The organism is Mycobacteroides chelonae CCUG 47445 (genome assembly GCF_001632805.1).
GTDB classification, from domain to species: Bacteria; Actinomycetota; Actinomycetes; order Mycobacteriales; family Mycobacteriaceae; genus Mycobacterium; species Mycobacterium chelonae.
The window spans coordinates 588,255-604,100 of sequence record NZ_CP007220.1 but is presented as its reverse complement, the minus strand read 5'-3'; the positions used below and the strand labels follow the sequence as shown (position 1 = coordinate 604,100).

Genomic DNA, 15,846 nt, shown 5'->3' with positions numbered 1-15,846 from the left:
AGGGGTCAATACGCTCATCGCCGGATCACTGAGCTTGGCCACCTACTGCATGTAAGGCGGGTCCGTGCGCAAACTTACTTCTGTTGCCACCCTTGTAATTTCACTCCTGTGCTCGAGCACGGGAGTGGCTGCGGCAGACCCGCTGCCGGTCGCCGACGTCAGCCAGTCGGCCGATACCGACGACGGCTGGCATCTGAGCGCCGCGCTGTCGCGGATGACGATCAACTCCGTGCCAAACATGGCCGCCACAGCATTCACACGAGAGGGGTTTGTCACCGGCAAGGCCCTCGCCAGCATCGACGGCAACGGCGCGGTTCCGGTCAACTCCGGAACCCTCGTCATGGGGTTGCAGCTGGGCTGCCAGATCGACCTCAGCGAAGGCGGAAGCGTCGACGTCGGCGCCGACGCGGGGGTCAGTCCCGGCTTCTCCGGCGGCAGCAATCTGCTGGCCATGGTCGGCCCTTATGCAGAGGTCAACGGGAGCATCTCAGTCAATCTGCTTCCGGGGACCATCAAGAACATCGTGCTCGGCAAGAAGGCCCTCAAAGGACGCACCGGCGAAATCGTGGTTCACGACGCCCATGTGAAAGTCGACGCCTGTGGCGGACCGGTCTCCATCAGGTTCTTCACGACGGCGCTGATCGACACCGACAAGTCCGACGACAGTGTGAACGTGTACGGGGACATTCTTTCGCTATGAGCCCGGCCCGCGCGCGACCACAACGCCACCGAATGGCACGGCTGATCGTCGCCACCGCCCTGAGTGCAAGCCTCACTGTCGGTCCGGTATCCGTGGCACGGGCCGACAACTGCAGCCCCGGCGACTTCGGCGCAGCGCAAGGATGCGCTCCCCCAGCCGCCGCGACCGGCGGCGACAAGGCCGAGAGTTGGCCCCCGACAAGTGTGGACTGGCCACCCGAACCCGACTCGGACACCGATGCCGCCGGTCAACAGGGCGCCGCACCGCCTCCGATCGTCATGCCCGCCGGCGCGGCACCCGTCAAGCCGGCTTCGCCGGCCCGGGAACCGACCAGCGCGTCGGCGCCGATTGTCACTCCGGGCTCTTAGGCCGGCGCGGCCCCGTGAAACACCGCCTCGACATTGTTGCCGTCAGGGTCGCGGACGAACGCACCGTAATAACCCGGGTGATACTCCGGCCATAACCGCGGCGCGTGGAGCGCCTCGGCGCCTTCACCCGTCGCCGTCGTGAAGAACTCGTCAACCTTCTCGGTGCTCTCGGCAGAGAAGGCAACGTGGATCTCACGATTGGGGCCGCCCGCGGCATCACCGCCGCCGATCCAAAAGTCAGGCTTTCCTGCGGTCCCGTACCCGATGGCGACACCGAAATCCATCTGTCGCGTGTACCCGAGAACCCCGAGCACCTTGTCATAGAACGCGGCCGCGGCCCGCAGGTCCGCGCAGTTGATACCGAAGTGGTCGATCATGAAGCAGATTCTGGCTCACAAGTCCGACAACAAGGACGGCAAATCGGCGATCGAATCGATGACGTACGCAGGTTGCATCGAATACTGATCGGCAGCCCATCTGTCGAGGGTGTCCTGACGGAACTTCCCGGTGCGCACCAGCACACCCGTCATCCCGACCACCTGGGCTGCCAGCACATCGACATGCAGGTCGTCGCCCACCATCACGACTTGATCCGGCTCGCACCCCATCCGCTCGGCGGCCAGCTGAAACCCGGCCGGGGCGGGCTTGCCGACAGCGACGGCCTTGCGCCCCGATATCTGCTCCATGCCCGCCAGGTACACACCGGTATCGACGCGCAATCCCTCGCGTGTGCTCCACACCGCGTTGCGATGCATCGCGACCACCGGAATTCCCTGAGCCATCAGGTCGTATACCCGGCTCAGCGCCACATGATCGAACTGCGGACCGGCTCCACCAAGAATGATGACGTCAGGATCATCGGAGAGGGATTCGACGAAGTCGACCCCGGGCATATCGGCGGTGATGTCGCCGTCATTCAGCAGATAACACCGGGCGCCGGGGTGCTGCGCGATCACGTGATCGGCGGTCAACATTGCGGCGGTAATCACCTCGTCGGCGGGCACCGCCAGGCCTGCTGCTGTCAGCAGCTCCGCGATCTGAACTCGGGTACGCGAGGTGGTGTTCGTCAAGAAGCAACGACGAACGTCGTCACCCTCCAGCGCCCTGAGAGCCTGCGCGGCGCCGTCGATCGGCTCCCACGAGGTCACCAGGACCCCGTCGATATCGAAGAGCACTCCGCCGACGGTCATGGCGCTATTTTCCCGCCATGCTGTGCGCGGCGCACGCCGAGGGCATACCGGGCACAACGAACTCGGCGAAACCCCTGCGTGCGGTATGCGCTGGCTGGTCGGGCAATAATGAGCCGATGCGTTCCGTCGCCGAACACCAGCAAGTCGTCGCGGGATTGATCCAGGCGCCCGCGCTTGTCCGGGTACCGGTCGGTGCGGCTGAGCGACTGGTCCTGGCCGCCGACGTGATCGCGCCACTGAATCTGCCGGTGTTCGACAACTCGGCGATGGATGGGTATGCGGTCCACCGCGACGACCTCGCGGGGGCTTCGCCCACCAATCCGGTGACACTTCCGGTCACTGAGGACATCCCTGCCGGGCGCACCGACGTCCTGACGCTCAAACCCGGTACCGCGCACCGGATCATGACGGGTGCGCCCCTTCCCGCCGGTGCCACCGCGGTGGTGCCCGTCGAAGTCACCGACGGCGGCACCGAAACCGTGGCCATCACCGAAGAACCCCGCGCCGGCCAACACATCCGGTCCGCCGGCGAGGATGTGCGGGTCGGCGACACCGTACTGAACGCCGGCACCCGACTGATGGCGCCGGCGTTGGGTCTTGCGGCGGCACTCGGACTCGAAGAGCTGACTGTGCATCCGCGCCTGCGGGTGGTTATCGCCTCCACCGGCAGCGAGTTGGTGCCCCCGGGCACCGACCTCAAGCCCGGGCAGATCTATGAATCCAACGCCGTCATGCTTGCCGCCGCTGTCCAGGAGGCCGGGGCCGACGCCGTGGTGGCGCCGACCGTCGCAGACGACGTCGAGCAATTCCTCGCAGTACTCGACGAATTCGGCGCCCAGGCCGACCTGGTGATCACCACCGGTGGGGTCAGCGCCGGAGCCTACGAGGTGGTCAAGGACGCACTCACCGACGCCGGTGTCCAGTTCGTCTCGGTGGCCATGCAGCCCGGCAAACCGCAGGGAGCAGGACACGTCAATGGCGTCCCGGTGCTCACCCTGCCCGGCAATCCCGTCAGCGCGCTGGTGTCGTTCGAAGTGTTCATTCGCGAGCCGTTACGCGCAGCGATGGGGCTGGCGCCTGCGCGGGCGCGCCATGAGGCCGTCCTCACCGATCCGATCTCCGCGCCTGCGGGTAAGCGGCAGTTCCGGCGCGGGTGCTGGGATGCCGACAAGGGGACCGTGACGGCTGTCGGACCTCCCGCATCGCATCATTTGAGATGGCTTGCGGCCTCGAACTGCCTGCTGGACATCCCCGAAGATGTCACCGAACTCGCGGCGGGGACCACCGTCAGCGTGTGGAATCTGAGCTGATCACGGCGGTTGATTGTCTAGTCACCGCGGAGCACTGAGAACTCGAGTGCGAGCCTCACGCGGATTTCACGACAGATTTTCGCGTGAGACTCGCACTCGTTGGTGCCCAAGAGCGAATACGACCCGACTGCACCGTAAAGGTGTATTACTCAGGTGACTCGTTGATACCCCTCGGGAGGCACGACCTGACAACGGCGTCTGGGGAACCACGTCCCCAACTGCATGCCCGCATCACTAGGATGGTCCGGTGGCAAGACGCCCCCGCCCCGTAGGTTCAGAGCCGGACTCCGGCATCCCGCATATCGTCGAACTCATCCGCACGACGATCCCACCGATCCATCCGGCAGGACTCCCGTTCATCGCCGGTGGAGTTGGGCTGGCGGGACTTGGTTTCAAGAATCGTTGGATTCGCGGCACCGGTCTGGCGCTCGCGGGCGCGTGCGCCGGATTCTTCCGGCATCCTCCGCGTATCCCACCCAACCGTGCCGATGTGGTGGTGGCCGCGGCCGACGGCCAGATCTGCTTGGTCGATCGCGCGGTACCTCCGCCGGAACTGGGGCTGCCCGCCGAGCCACTCCCCCGCATCAGCATCTTCCTGTCGGTGTTCGATGTTCACGTGCAGCGGGTCCCCGTCGCCGGTGAGGCGACTGCCGTCATCCACCGCAGTGGGCAGTTCCTGTCGGCCGACCGTGCCGAGGCGAGCGTCGCCAACGAACGCAACAGCGTGCAGATCCGTACTCGCACCGGGCACGATGTGGTGGTGGTCCAGATCGCAGGACTCATCGCACGCCGGATCATCTGCCACGCCAAGGTCGGTGACCAGTTGTCCATCGGCGACACCTACGGATTGATCCGATTCGGTTCCCGGGTGGACACCTACCTGCCCGAGGGGTCGAAAATTCTTGTCCAGCCGGGGCAGCGAGCCGTGGGCGCCGAGACCGTGCTGGCCGAGCTGCCGTCCTCCACCGATAACGCGTAAGCGGCGCAGTCATGAACCAAGCCGCGTCCTCAAAGCGCCCCGTACACATCCGGATTCTGCCGAGTGTGATGACGGTGCTGGCGATCTGCGGTGGCCTGTCCTCGATCAAGTTCGCGTTCGACGGAAAGCCCTATATCTCGCTGACCCTGATCGCCGCGGCAGCGATCCTCGACGGTCTCGACGGCAGGATCGCCCGGCTGTTGGACGCGACATCGCGGATGGGCGCGGAGATCGACTCGCTGGCCGACGCGGTGAACTTCGGCGTCGCGCCCGCGGTGGTGCTGTACATCTCCATGCTGTCGGATACCCCGACAGCATGGGTCTTTTCGCTTCTCTACGCGGTGTGCATCGTGCTGCGGCTGGCTCGCTTCAACACATTGCTCGACGACGATTCTCAGCCCGCGTTCACCAAGGAGTATTTCGTCGGAGTGCCCTCCCCCGCGGGCGCTCTGATGGTGCTGGCCCCGTTGGCTGCCTGGCTGCAATTCGGCGACGGGTGGTGGTCGTCGGTATGGGCGATATGCGCATGGATGGTGTTCGTGTCCATGCTCATCGTCAGCCAGATCCCCACCGCGGCCATGAAATCCGTCTCCGTGCCGCCCCGCATGGTGGTCCTGCTGCTCGCGCTGGTGACTGTGGCCGCCGCTGGACTGCTGCAATACCCGTACGTACTGCTGCTGATTCTGATCGTTGTCTACCTGGCCCATATCCCGTTCGCCTGGCGCAGTCAGCGCTGGGTGGCGGCCCGACCCGAGTCGTGGGATGCCAAACCCAAGGAGCGCCGGGATCTACGTCGCGATCAGCGCCGGGACCAGCGTCGCGCCTTCCGGCAAGCCGCGCTCCCCAAGCGGCGCACGGCGGAGCGTCTGGGGTTGCGCCGGCCCGGTGGGCCGCGCTAGGTACGCATGAGCGAACATCCCGATGCTCTTCGCCCCAGCGGCCCGTCGCTGACTCTCACCGCTCGCCTCAACACCTCGGCTGTCGACTCGCGGCGCGGCGTGGTCCGCTTGCATCCAGAAGCGATTGCAGCCCTTGGCATCCGGGAGTGGGATGCGATTTCTCTGACGGGATCACGAACAACGGCGGCTGTCGTCGGGGTGGCGCCGCGCTCAGTTCCGGCCGGCACTGCCTTGCTCGACGATGTCACGCTGTCCAACGCGGGGTTGCGCGAGGACGCGTCGGTCATCGTCGCCCCCGTGACGGTGTATGGCGCACGGTCGGTCAGCGTCAGCGGTTCCTCTCTTGCCACTCAATCTGTTTCGTCCGCGACACTTCGGCTGGCGCTACTGGGCAAGGTCATGACCGTTGGGGATACCGTGTCGCTGCTGCCACGGGACCTCGGACCCGGCACGTCCACGTCGGAGGCTACGACGACACTGGCCCGTTCGGTGGGGATCACCTGGACCTCCGAGTTGCTCACGGTGACCGCGGTCGATCCGGCCGGTCCGGGCAGCGTGCAACCCAATTCTCTTGTCAGCTGGCAGGGCGCAAACCCGTTGAGCCCCAATGCGCAACAGACGGCTCTACCTGCCGAAGCCGTCGCCGCTGCGGCTCCTTCACCCGAGCCCCCCGCCGCGATATCCGTGGAGGACCTCAAGGGCTCCCGGGCGCAGGCGACCCGGCTCACCGAGTGGCTCAAGCTCGCCCTCGATGAGCCCGGCCTGCTGAAAACACTGGGTGCGCAGCCGAATCTGGGTGTTCTGATATCTGGTCCCGCCGGAGTCGGCAAGACGACGCTGGCGCGCGCGGTGTGTGCACCACGCACGCTCGTCGAGCTGGACGGGCCGGAAGTGGGGGCCACCACCGCGGAAGGACGTCTCACCGCGATACGGGAGGCCGTGAGCCGGATCCGGCAGTCTGGCGGCGTCTTGCTGATCTCCGACATCGACGCCCTGCTGCCGGCCACCGCAGAGCCCGTGGCGACACTCATCCTCGCCGAACTACGTTCAGCGGTAGCCACTTCCGGCGTTGCGTTCATCGCGACGACCGCGCATCCCGACGCCATCGACGTGCGCCTTCGTGCTCCCGAGCTCTGTGACCGCGAGCTGGGCCTGAGCCTGCCCGACGCCGCCACCCGTAAGTCACTGCTGGAAGTTCTCTTGGCGAAGGTACCGGCGCAGGACCTGCAGCTCGACGAGATCGCCGCGCGAACACCGGGTTTTGTGGTGGCCGATCTGGCCGCGCTGGTCCGCGAAGCCGCATTGCGGGCAGCGGCACGGGCCAGCGAGAAGGCCAGCGCCCCCGCGCTGACCCAGGAAGATCTTGTCGGCGCGCTGTCGGTGATCCGACCGCTGTCCCGTTCCAGCACTGAGGAAGTGGCCGTCGGGTCGATAACTCTCGACGACGTCGGCGACATGGTAGCCACCAAACAGGCTCTGACAGAGGCCGTCCTGTGGCCCTTGCAGCATCCGGACACTTTCGAGCGCCTCGGCGTTGACCCGCCCCGTGGGGTCCTGCTGTACGGACCGCCCGGCTGCGGAAAGACCTTCGTGGTGCGGGCGCTGGCTAGCTCTGGACGGTTGTCGGTGCACGCTGTCAAGGGCGCCGAGCTGATGGACAAGTGGGTCGGCGCCTCCGAGCAGGCGGTGCGCGAGCTGTTTCGGCGGGCACGCGATTCGGCGCCATCACTGGTCTTCCTGGACGAGGTGGACGCACTGGCGCCGAGGCGCGGGCAGAGCTTCGACTCGGGTGTCACCGATCGCGTGGTGGCGGCTCTGCTGACCGAACTGGACGGGGTGGAACCGCTGCGCGATGTGGTGGTGCTCGGCGCCACCAACCGGCCCGAACTCATCGACCCGGCGCTGCTGCGTCCAGGCCGGATGGAACGCCTGGTGTTCGTCGAGCCGCCGGATGCCCAGGCCCGCAAAGACATTCTCAAGACGGCGGCGCGGGCGGTGCCCCTGGACGCCGATGTAGATCTGGACGCCCTGGCAGCTGACCTGGACGGCTTCTCGGCCGCCGACTGTGCGGCGCTGCTACGCGAAGCTGCGATGGCTGCCATGCGGCGATCCATCGACGCCGCCGATGTGACAGTCGGCGATATCGAAACCGCGCGGGCCACAGTACGTCCGTCATTGGATCCCGTGCAGGTAGCATCCCTGCGCGCGTTTGCTGACAACCGCTGAAAAGGGTTGCGTCGCGCCAATCGACGAGCGCCCCGTAAACTAAGCAGCACGACACCCCGCCCAACAACCGATAGACGGGAGTGCCTTTGCTTGCCATTCTGCTTGCCCACGCACTTGCCGCCGCGATGGCGCCGCTACTTGTGGCGCGCGTTGGCCGACTGGCGTTCTATCCCCTTGCCCTGGTCCCTTTAGGTTCGCTGATCTGGGTATTGGCAAGATGGCCTGCCGCCGGGGCCGACACCCGTATCGACATCCCCTGGGTGCCCGAGCTGGCGATGGATATCTCTCTGCGCTTCGACTCGCTGGCCGCGATCATGAGCGTGCTGGTGCTCGGCATCGGGTCGCTGGTGCTGTTCTATTGCGCGAGCTACTTCCGGCATCGGGACGGGCACACCGAGCCGCGGCTTCCGAGTTTCGCTGCCGAGCTGGTGGCCTTCTCCGGGGCCATGTTCGGCCTGGTGATAAGCGACAACCTCCTGCTGCTGTACATCTTCTGGGAACTGACGACCGTGCTGTCCTTCCTCTTGGTGGGTCACTACGCAGAACGGCTCGCGAGTCGCCGCGCGGCGGTACAGGCACTGCTGGTGACGACTGCTGGTGGGCTGGCGATGCTGGTCGGGATCATCGTGCTCGGCCATATCGGCGGAAGCTTCCTGCTCTCCGACCTGATCGCAGACCCGCCATCGGGTATGGCCGCCAGCGTCGGTCTGGTGCTGATACTGATCGGCGCACTGAGCAAGTCCGCCATTGTCCCCCTGCACTTTTGGCTTCCCGGTGCCATGGCCGCACCAACCCCGGTCAGCGCATATCTACATGCCGCGGCCATGGTGAAGGCAGGTATATATCTGGTGGCCCGAATGTCGCCCGGGTTCGCCGAGGCGACACCGTGGCGGCCCATCGTGCTGGTGTTGGGCATCGCCACCATGATCCTGGCGGGCTGGCGCGCCCTGCGCGAGTACGACCTCAAGCTGATCCTGGCCTTCGGCACGGTGAGCCAACTCGGATTCCTGGTGGTGCTCACCGGCACCGGTGACCCCGACATCCTGTTGGCCGGGCTGGTCATGCTGTGCGCGCACGCCCTGTTCAAGGCGGCACTGTTCATGGTGGTGGGAATCATCGACCACACCGTCGGGACCCGCGATATCCGCAAGTTGGCGTGGCTCGGAAGACGCGAACCGTCTCTACTGGTGATTGCCGGGCTGGCCGCCGCGAGCATGGCGGGGGTGCCACTGACCCTCGGATTTGTCGGTAAGGAACTGGCCTTCGCGACGGTGCTGCATAGTCAGGCGCTCGGTTCTTCCGCCCCCTGGGTGTTGGCGGGGATAGTCGTCGGATCGATGTTCACCATCACGTACAGCATGCGATTCATCTGGGGAGCGTTCGCACGCAAGGGTTTACCCGAGCCAAGCGCCCGCGTTCAGGGCATGCACGCTCCGGCACCCGCCTTCCTGGTGGCACCCGCCGTGCTGTCGGTGGCGAGCATCGCGGCCGGGATACTGCCCGACTGGCTCAACTGGGCTCTGGGCAGCTACGCCAATCCTGTCGACGCGCATATCGCGATCTGGGAGGGCTTCGGCATACCGCTGCTGCTTACCGCGATCGCGTTCGCGGTCGGTATCTTCGCGTTCTTCTCGCGGGGACGCCTGCGCAAGGCCCGGCTCGCCGTCAACCCGCTGGGTAACGCGGACCGCGGCTACGACGCCGTTCTGCGCGGTGCCGATGTCCTGTCCCAGCGGCTGACCGCACTGACGCAACGAGGCTCGATCCCGTTCACCCAGGCCACCATTCTGGTGACCCTGGTGACGCTGCCGACCATTGTGTTGGCACTCGGAGCCCGCGACGAGCCGCACCTCAAACTGTGGGATTCGCCGCTGCAGGGAGTGGTCGGGCTGCTGATGCTTGCCGCCGCCATCGGCGCGACCGTCATGCGCAACCGCCTGGCAGCGGTGCTGCTCGTCGGCATCACCGGCTACGGAACGGGCGTCATCTTCGCACTCCACGGGGCGCCAGACCTGGCGCTGACGCAGTTCCTTGTTGAGACCCTGACCCTCGTGATTTTCGTGTTGGTGTTGCGCGCTCTACCCGCCGAGTCGGATGCGGAGCAGGCCAACAGATTCCGGTTGCCCCGTGCCATGCTCGCGATTGCGGTCGGATGCACCGTCACGGCACTCGGGGTGTACGCGATGGCGGCACGACGTGATCGCCCGATCGCCGACCTGCTCCCCGAGGCCGCATACCAGCGCGGGCACGGCGCCAACACGGTCAACGTGCTGCTGGTGGACATCCGCGCCTGGGACACCCTCGGCGAGATCTCGGTACTGCTAGTTGCCGCGACGGGCGTGGCCTCATTGATGTTCCGGCACCGGCGTTTCGGAAGAGCTCCCCGGGTCGGGGACGCGGCGGGTCAACCGGATGTGGTGGTGGCCTCCAGCGTCTGGTTACGCGGGAGCGAGCTGCGCGATCCCAAGCACCGGTCGTTGGTTCTGGAAGTCGCGACACGGCTGATCTTCCCGCTTGTCATGGTGTTGTCGTTCTACTTCTTCTTCGCCGGGCACAACGTTCCGGGCGGCGGATTCGCCGGTGGCCTCACGGCCGGCTTGGCTCTCGTACTGCGCTACCTCGCCGGTGGGCGGTATGAGCTGGGCGAGACACTGCCATTCGACGCAGGAAAGATCCTCGGGCTCGGGCTGGCATTCTCCGGCGGGACAGCATTGGCTTCGATCTTGCTGGGTGCCCCGGTGTTGTCTTCGGCCACAATCCAATTCGATGTACTTGGATTTGGACACGTCAAGATCGTCACGGCGCTGTTCTTCGATCTGGGCGTATACCTGGTGGTCGTCGGTCTGGTACTTGATGTGCTGCGCAGCCTGGGCGCACGCCTGGATGTGGAGCTCGAAGAGTCTCCACGAGCCCGGACAGGGGTGCGTGCGTCATGACCAATCTCGGACTGCTCATCATCATCGGAGCCCTCACCGCATGCGGCGTGTATCTGATGCTCGAACGCAACCTGACGCGCATGGTGCTGGGTCTGCTTCTCGTCGGCAACGCGGTGAACCTGCTGATCCTCACGGTGGGTGGCCCGTCCGGTAATCCGCCGATCATCGGCCGCGAGTCCGCCGGCCGGACCTCTATGGCAGATCCGTTGGCCCAGGGCATGATCCTCACCGCCATCGTCATCACCATGGGCGTTGCCGCATTCACTCTCGCACTGATCTATCGCATGTTCACGTTGGAAGCCGACGACGTCGTCGACGACGACGCCGAGGACGCGCGCGTCGCCCAGGAACCACCCGAACCCGTCACCGACGGCAGGGAAGAACACCATGAGGCGCCCGAATCCGGCGACGAGGACTTACCTTCCGAACTCGACGCACTTCCGGCGGGTGAGAAGTCATGAACACCATGGCTGTTCTGACCCCGCTCCCGGTCCTCGTGCCGACTGCCGCGGCAGCGTTGACGCTGATCGCGGGCCGTCGCCCACGACTACAACTGCTGATCACCGTCACGGCGTTGACCACGGTGCTCGGAGTCTGCGCGGTACTGCTCTACCTGGCAGATCGCAACGGCACCTTCGCACTGGCGGTCGGAGGCTGGGGGCCTACCGAGGAGAAACTGGGACCGCTCGGAATCACCCTTGTGGTAGACCGGCTTTCGGCATTGATGCTGGTCGTCTCGGCCATCGTGCTGCTCGCGGTGGTGCTGTACGCGGCGGCGCAGGGTATTCGGGACGGTGACGAACGCCAGCCGGTGTCGATCTTCATGCCTACATACCTGGCGCTGTCGGCCGGTGTCTGCAATGCCTTCCTGGCCGGCGACCTGTTCAACCTGTACGTCGGTTTCGAGGTGCTGCTGTCCGCCAGCTTCGTGCTCCTGACCATCGGCGCCAGTGGTGACCGGGTGCGTGCGGGCATCTCGTACGTGATGGTCTCGATGATGTCCTCGGTGGTCTTCCTGCTGGGTATCGCGTTCGTCTACGCAGCAACCGGGACACTGAATATGGCCGAAATCGCGGTCCGCGCCGACGGCATACCGTCGGGTACCCGGATGGCGATCTTCGCGGTGCTGTTGGTGGCCTTCGCCATCAAGGCGGCGGTTTTCCCACTGTCGACGTGGCTACCCGACTCCTACCCCACCGCACCCGCACCCGTGACCGCCGTCTTCGCGGGCCTGCTCACCAAAGTAGGTGTGTACGCCATCATTCGCGCACATTCGCTGCTCTTCCCGGGCGGAGTTCTGAACACGGTGCTACTGGTGGCCGCACTGCTGACCATGATCGTCGGCATCCTGGGCGCCATCGCGCAGAGTGACATTAAACGACTGCTGTCCTTTACCCTGGTCAGCCATATCGGGTACATGATCTTCGGTATCGCACTGTCCAACGAGCTCGGCATGTCCGGCGCCATTTACTATGTGGCACATCACATCATCGTGCAGACAACGTTGTTCCTCGTGGTGGGACTCATTGAGCGCCAGGCAGGGGCCTCATCGCTGAATCGCCTGGGTGGTCTGGCGGCCGCGAGTCCGCTACTGGCCTTCGCGTTCGTGGTGCCGGCATTGAACCTCGGTGGCATACCACCGTTCTCGGGGTTCATCGGCAAGGTCGCACTACTGGAGGCAGGGTCGCTGCAGGGCTCGGTGCTGGCCTGGACCTTGGTGGCCGGGGGTACGATCACGAGCCTGCTGACCCTGTATGCGGTGGCACGGGTGTGGACCAAGGCGTTCTGGCGGCCACGCGCCGACGCGCCCGAGGGTGATCTCGCCGCGGCAACACCGTCCGCGCTTCTCGATGACGGGGAAGAAGTCGCGTTTGTGGACCGCGCCGACGTGGGCCGGATGCCGGCCGGCATGCTGGCGCCCACATTGGGTTTGATCGCGGTCGGGGTGGCGCTGACCATATTCGCCGGTCCGATCATCGGCATGAGCGATCGTGCCGCCGCCGAAGTCCGTGACCGTGCGGTATATATCAGCGCGGTCCTCGGGGGTGGCCCTCGATGAAAAGCCTCACGATGTACGGCCCTCGCGAAATCATCTTGCGCATCTGGATTCTGGTGTGGCTCATGCTGGTATGGACGATGCTGTGGGGCAACTTCTCCGTCGCCAACACTGTTACCGGGCTGCTGGTGGCACTGGTCATCACGGTTCTGCTACCGATGCCCCGGCTGCCGGTGGAGGGCCGCCTGCATGTGGGGTCGATGCTCCGGCTCGCCTTCACGGTCGCGTACTACATGGTGCTGTCCAGCCTGCAGGTGGCCTGGTTGGCGATCAGGCCGGGCGCGCCCCCGTTGAGTGCCGTGCTGCGCGCTCAGCTTTCGGTGAAATCCGACTTGGTGATGGCGCTTCTGCTCAACACCCTGACCATCATCCCGGGATCGGTGGTCCTGGAAATAGACCAGGAACGCCGGCTTGCATATGTGCACGTGCTGGATGTGGGCTCACCCAAGGCCGTAGCGACTTTCTACGCCCAACTGCGGCAACTGGAAAGACTTTTCATCGCAGCCTTCGAACGCGATGTCGATTGGCATCCCGACGATGGCACCGCCGAGTCCGAGATGAGGGAGGGACTGTGAACGTCGTATGGCACATCGCGGCCGTGCTGCTCATCGCCGCGGCGACCATCACCACATACCGGTTGCTCGCCGGCCCCAACACGCTCGACAGGCTTGTTGCCGTGGACACCCTGGTGGCCGTCACCATGTGCGCACTTGCCGCATGGGCGGCCTACAGCCTGGATTCCACTGTGCTGTACGGGATGGTCGCGCTGTCCCTCATCAGTTTCCTCGGTTCGGTGAGCGTGACACGGTTCCGCGTACCCGATACCGCGATCGACCCCCGCGATGAGAGGAGACAACCGCGATGAACACTCTTCTCGACGGCATCTCGGGCGCGCTGGTGTTACTCGGTTCCGCGCTGGCCCTCACCGCGGCAATCGGCGTGGTGCGTTTTCCCGACACGTTGGCCCGTATGCACGCCGCCTCCAAGCCCCAGGTGTTGGGACTGCTGCTGGTTCTGGCGGGGGCCGCGCTGCGCCTGCGCGGGCATGCCGACGTCAGCATGATCGTGCTCACAGGCCTGTTCACCATCATCACCGCCCCGGTTGTCGCCCATCGAGTCGCGCGGCTGGCTTATCACGAACGCAGCGTTCGCGACGACCTGATGACGACCGACGAACTGGAGCGTTAACCCCAGCTGGTCTGCCGGGTGTTTCCGCCCTCGTAGAAGCCATCGGCCACCGAGGCCGCCAGTTCCATGAACGCCAACCGGGTCTTCTTGCCCATCAGATCCAACGAGATCTCCGAGCCCTCCGACAGATGGTTGTCGAACGGGACGATGTGCACCGCTCTGGCCCGCGTGAGGAAATGCCGGCTCAGCTGTTCGAGGTCAATCGAGGAGGCACCCGGTCGCGACGAGCTGATGGCCACCACAGATTGCCGCACCAGGTGCGAATACCCGTGGTGATCAAGCCAATCCAGGGTCGCAAGGGCGCTACGCGCACCGTCGATGGCTGGCGAGGTCACCAACACGATGGCATTGGCCTCTCCGAGCACACCGGCCATCGCCGAGTGCATGAGTCCGGTACCGCAGTCGGTCAGGATGATGTTGTAGAACCGCTGCAGGATCCGCATCACCGCCAGATAGTCGGCTTCGGAGAACAGCTCGGAGGCCGCCGGATCACGTTCGGAGGCGAGCACCTCCAGACGGCTCGCGCTCTGCGACGTGTGCCTGCGCACATCGGAGTATCGGTGAATATCAGGATCACGCAACAGGTCTCGCGCGGTGGAGCGTGTCTCATCCGGGCCACGTTGAGCGAGCGTCCCGAAGTCCGGATTCGCGTCGACGGCGATCACACGGTCACCGCGCAACGAGGCGAAGGTGGCGCCCAACGAGAACGTGGTGGTGGTCTTGCCCACGCCGCCCTTCAAGGACAACACGGCGATTCGGTAGTCACCGCGGACGGGCAGGTTGATTCGGTCGATCAACTCGCTGCGATGCGACTCGTCCGAAGACTCGCCGGGGTTGATCGCACCACCCGAGAGTCGGTGAACGGCCTTACGCCACCCGCTTCTCGGCAGCGGCTTGACCGACCTAATGAGACCAAGCTGGTCGTGGCTGGGCCCCTGCGGTCGTGATGGTTGCGGGGGCTGCGGCGCCGGCCGGTACACGGGAGCTTCGGGGCGGGCAGCCGTGAACGGCGTCTGGCCGGGAACAAAGGGCGCCCGTTGTGGCGCGGCGGGCGCGTTCCAGGCCGCTGGAGGATACGACGCCGGAGGGACCACCGGGGCCGGAGACACGGGTGGGGCCGGTGCCCACGATGACACGGGCGGCGTTGGTGCGGGCGGTGTTTGGGGCGCCTGCCCACCCCACGGCGTCTGACCCTCCGGAATCATCGAGGAAGCATCATCGGGCCTGATCTGTGGCGCGGGTGCCGGCGCAACGGGTGCGGGCGGGGGCGGCGGCACCTCGGCAGGCACCTCGACGTCAGGTGCCTCGTCCCTGGGCGCTTCTTCCTCACCGCGGGCCTGAGGTTGTTCGGCGGGAGGCGCTCCGGCCGGGGGTTCCGGCACCACCGCGGAGGTAGGCCATGCCGGCAGCTGACTTGCCCACTCCGGGTTAGGAGGGGGCGCAGCGGGTGCGGTGGGTTCCGCTGGAGCCGGCGGTCCCGGCGGCGGGGCGGAGGGCGCCGGTGGAGCGTAATAATTCTGTGGCGGCGGCCCGTAGTAGTTCTGCGGGGGCTGCTGGGCCGGCGCACCGTATCCCTGCGGCGGAGCCGGCGGCGCACCCTGCTGAGGCGGAGCTTGAGGCGCCGGGTTCTGGTACTGAGGCATGCCATACGCGCTCAGCGGATCCGGTTCCCATATCGGATTCATCGGACGCTGATGGTTCCGTTGGCGCCGTGAGAGTTTGGGAGTCTTCGGCAGTGGAGGCGGCGGCTTGAGCGTCGGTTGCGGAAAGTAATCGGCGCTGGGCGGCACGAATTCCTGGTTGTTCGGGTTCTTGGACCGGCGGAACGGATTGCCCTTGGTGTCCCCGCCGCCAAGCCCGTCGGCGATGGGCTCGCGCCACGGGCCGCTTGGCGGCGGCGAATCAGGTGTGTTGTCTTGCGAGTCAGCCATATCAGATCACTTCGCCATCATTGCCAAGCACGACATCGTGGTCCGTTACCAGACGGTCGATTG

15 protein-coding genes are annotated in these 15,846 nt (G+C 65.7%); 12 read left to right on the top strand and 3 right to left on the bottom strand.

What is annotated here, in order from left to right; translation table 11 throughout:
- The first annotated feature begins 124 nt into the window (after positions 1–124).
- Both BB28_RS03035 and BB28_RS03030 read left to right on the top strand, forming a co-directional pair.
- Complete coding sequence (locus BB28_RS03035; RefSeq protein WP_081342997.1) at positions 125–700, top strand: MspA family porin; 576 nt, start codon at positions 125–127, stop codon at positions 698–700.
- Positions 697–1,068, top strand: coding sequence for a hypothetical protein (locus BB28_RS03030; protein ID WP_109550418.1), 372 nt, complete (start codon positions 697–699; stop codon positions 1,066–1,068). Before BB28_RS03035 ends, BB28_RS03030 begins: the two co-directional genes overlap by 4 nt.
- Here BB28_RS03030 and BB28_RS03025 read toward each other — a convergent pair.
- On the bottom strand, positions 1,065–1,445 hold the full coding sequence (locus tag BB28_RS03025; RefSeq protein ID WP_046252470.1) for a VOC family protein: 381 nt from the start codon (positions 1,443–1,445) through the stop codon (positions 1,065–1,067). The genes BB28_RS03030 and BB28_RS03025 overlap by 4 nt on opposite strands.
- Before the next feature lie 15 nt (positions 1,446–1,460).
- Positions 1,461–2,258, bottom strand: coding sequence for an HAD-IIA family hydrolase (locus BB28_RS03020; RefSeq protein ID WP_046252469.1), 798 nt, complete (start codon positions 2,256–2,258; stop codon positions 1,461–1,463).
- A gap of 116 nt (positions 2,259–2,374) precedes the next feature.
- Between BB28_RS03020 and moeA the strand changes: the two genes are divergently transcribed.
- The 10 genes from moeA (at position 2,375) to mnhG (ending at position 13,852) form a co-directional block, all read left to right on the top strand.
- On the top strand, positions 2,375–3,568 hold the full coding sequence (moeA, locus tag BB28_RS03015) for a molybdopterin molybdotransferase MoeA (protein WP_046255484.1): 1,194 nt from the start codon (positions 2,375–2,377) through the stop codon (positions 3,566–3,568).
- A 247-nt stretch (positions 3,569–3,815) separates the two neighbouring features.
- Positions 3,816–4,547: a phosphatidylserine decarboxylase gene (locus BB28_RS03010; RefSeq protein WP_046252468.1), complete on the top strand. Its 732-nt coding sequence runs from the start codon at positions 3,816–3,818 to the stop codon at positions 4,545–4,547.
- Between the two features lie 11 nt (positions 4,548–4,558).
- A complete protein-coding gene (gene pssA / locus BB28_RS03005) occupies positions 4,559–5,446 on the top strand; it encodes a CDP-diacylglycerol--serine O-phosphatidyltransferase (RefSeq protein WP_046252467.1) in 888 nt (295 codons plus the stop codon).
- Between the two features lie 6 nt (positions 5,447–5,452).
- Positions 5,453–7,672, top strand: a complete 2,220-nt coding sequence (locus BB28_RS03000; protein ID WP_046252466.1) for an AAA family ATPase — start codon at positions 5,453–5,455, stop codon at positions 7,670–7,672.
- 86 nt (positions 7,673–7,758) lie between these two features.
- Positions 7,759–10,608, top strand: coding sequence for a Na+/H+ antiporter subunit A (locus BB28_RS02995; protein ID WP_046255483.1), 2,850 nt, complete (start codon positions 7,759–7,761; stop codon positions 10,606–10,608).
- Positions 10,605–11,069 (top strand): Na(+)/H(+) antiporter subunit C, encoded by a 465-nt coding sequence (locus BB28_RS02990; RefSeq protein ID WP_046252465.1) that lies wholly within the window; start codon positions 10,605–10,607, stop codon positions 11,067–11,069. The genes BB28_RS02995 and BB28_RS02990 overlap by 4 nt, the downstream gene beginning before the upstream one ends.
- Before the next feature lie 5 nt (positions 11,070–11,074).
- Positions 11,075–12,667: a Na+/H+ antiporter subunit D gene (locus tag BB28_RS02985; RefSeq protein ID WP_046255482.1), complete on the top strand. Its 1,593-nt coding sequence runs from the start codon at positions 11,075–11,077 to the stop codon at positions 12,665–12,667.
- Complete coding sequence (locus BB28_RS02980; protein WP_046252464.1) at positions 12,664–13,239, top strand: Na+/H+ antiporter subunit E; 576 nt, start codon at positions 12,664–12,666, stop codon at positions 13,237–13,239. Before BB28_RS02985 ends, BB28_RS02980 begins: the two co-directional genes overlap by 4 nt.
- Complete coding sequence (locus BB28_RS02975; RefSeq protein WP_046252463.1) at positions 13,236–13,529, top strand: monovalent cation/H+ antiporter complex subunit F; 294 nt, start codon at positions 13,236–13,238, stop codon at positions 13,527–13,529. Before BB28_RS02980 ends, BB28_RS02975 begins: the two co-directional genes overlap by 4 nt.
- Positions 13,526–13,852 (top strand): monovalent cation/H(+) antiporter subunit G, encoded by a 327-nt coding sequence (mnhG, locus tag BB28_RS02970; protein ID WP_046252462.1) that lies wholly within the window; start codon positions 13,526–13,528, stop codon positions 13,850–13,852. The genes BB28_RS02975 and mnhG overlap by 4 nt, the downstream gene beginning before the upstream one ends.
- Here mnhG and BB28_RS02965 read toward each other — a convergent pair.
- A complete protein-coding gene (locus BB28_RS02965; RefSeq protein WP_046252461.1) occupies positions 13,849–15,783 on the bottom strand; it encodes a MinD/ParA family ATP-binding protein in 1,935 nt (644 codons plus the stop codon). The genes mnhG and BB28_RS02965 overlap by 4 nt on opposite strands.
- Positions 15,784–15,846: the final 63 nt, after the last annotated feature.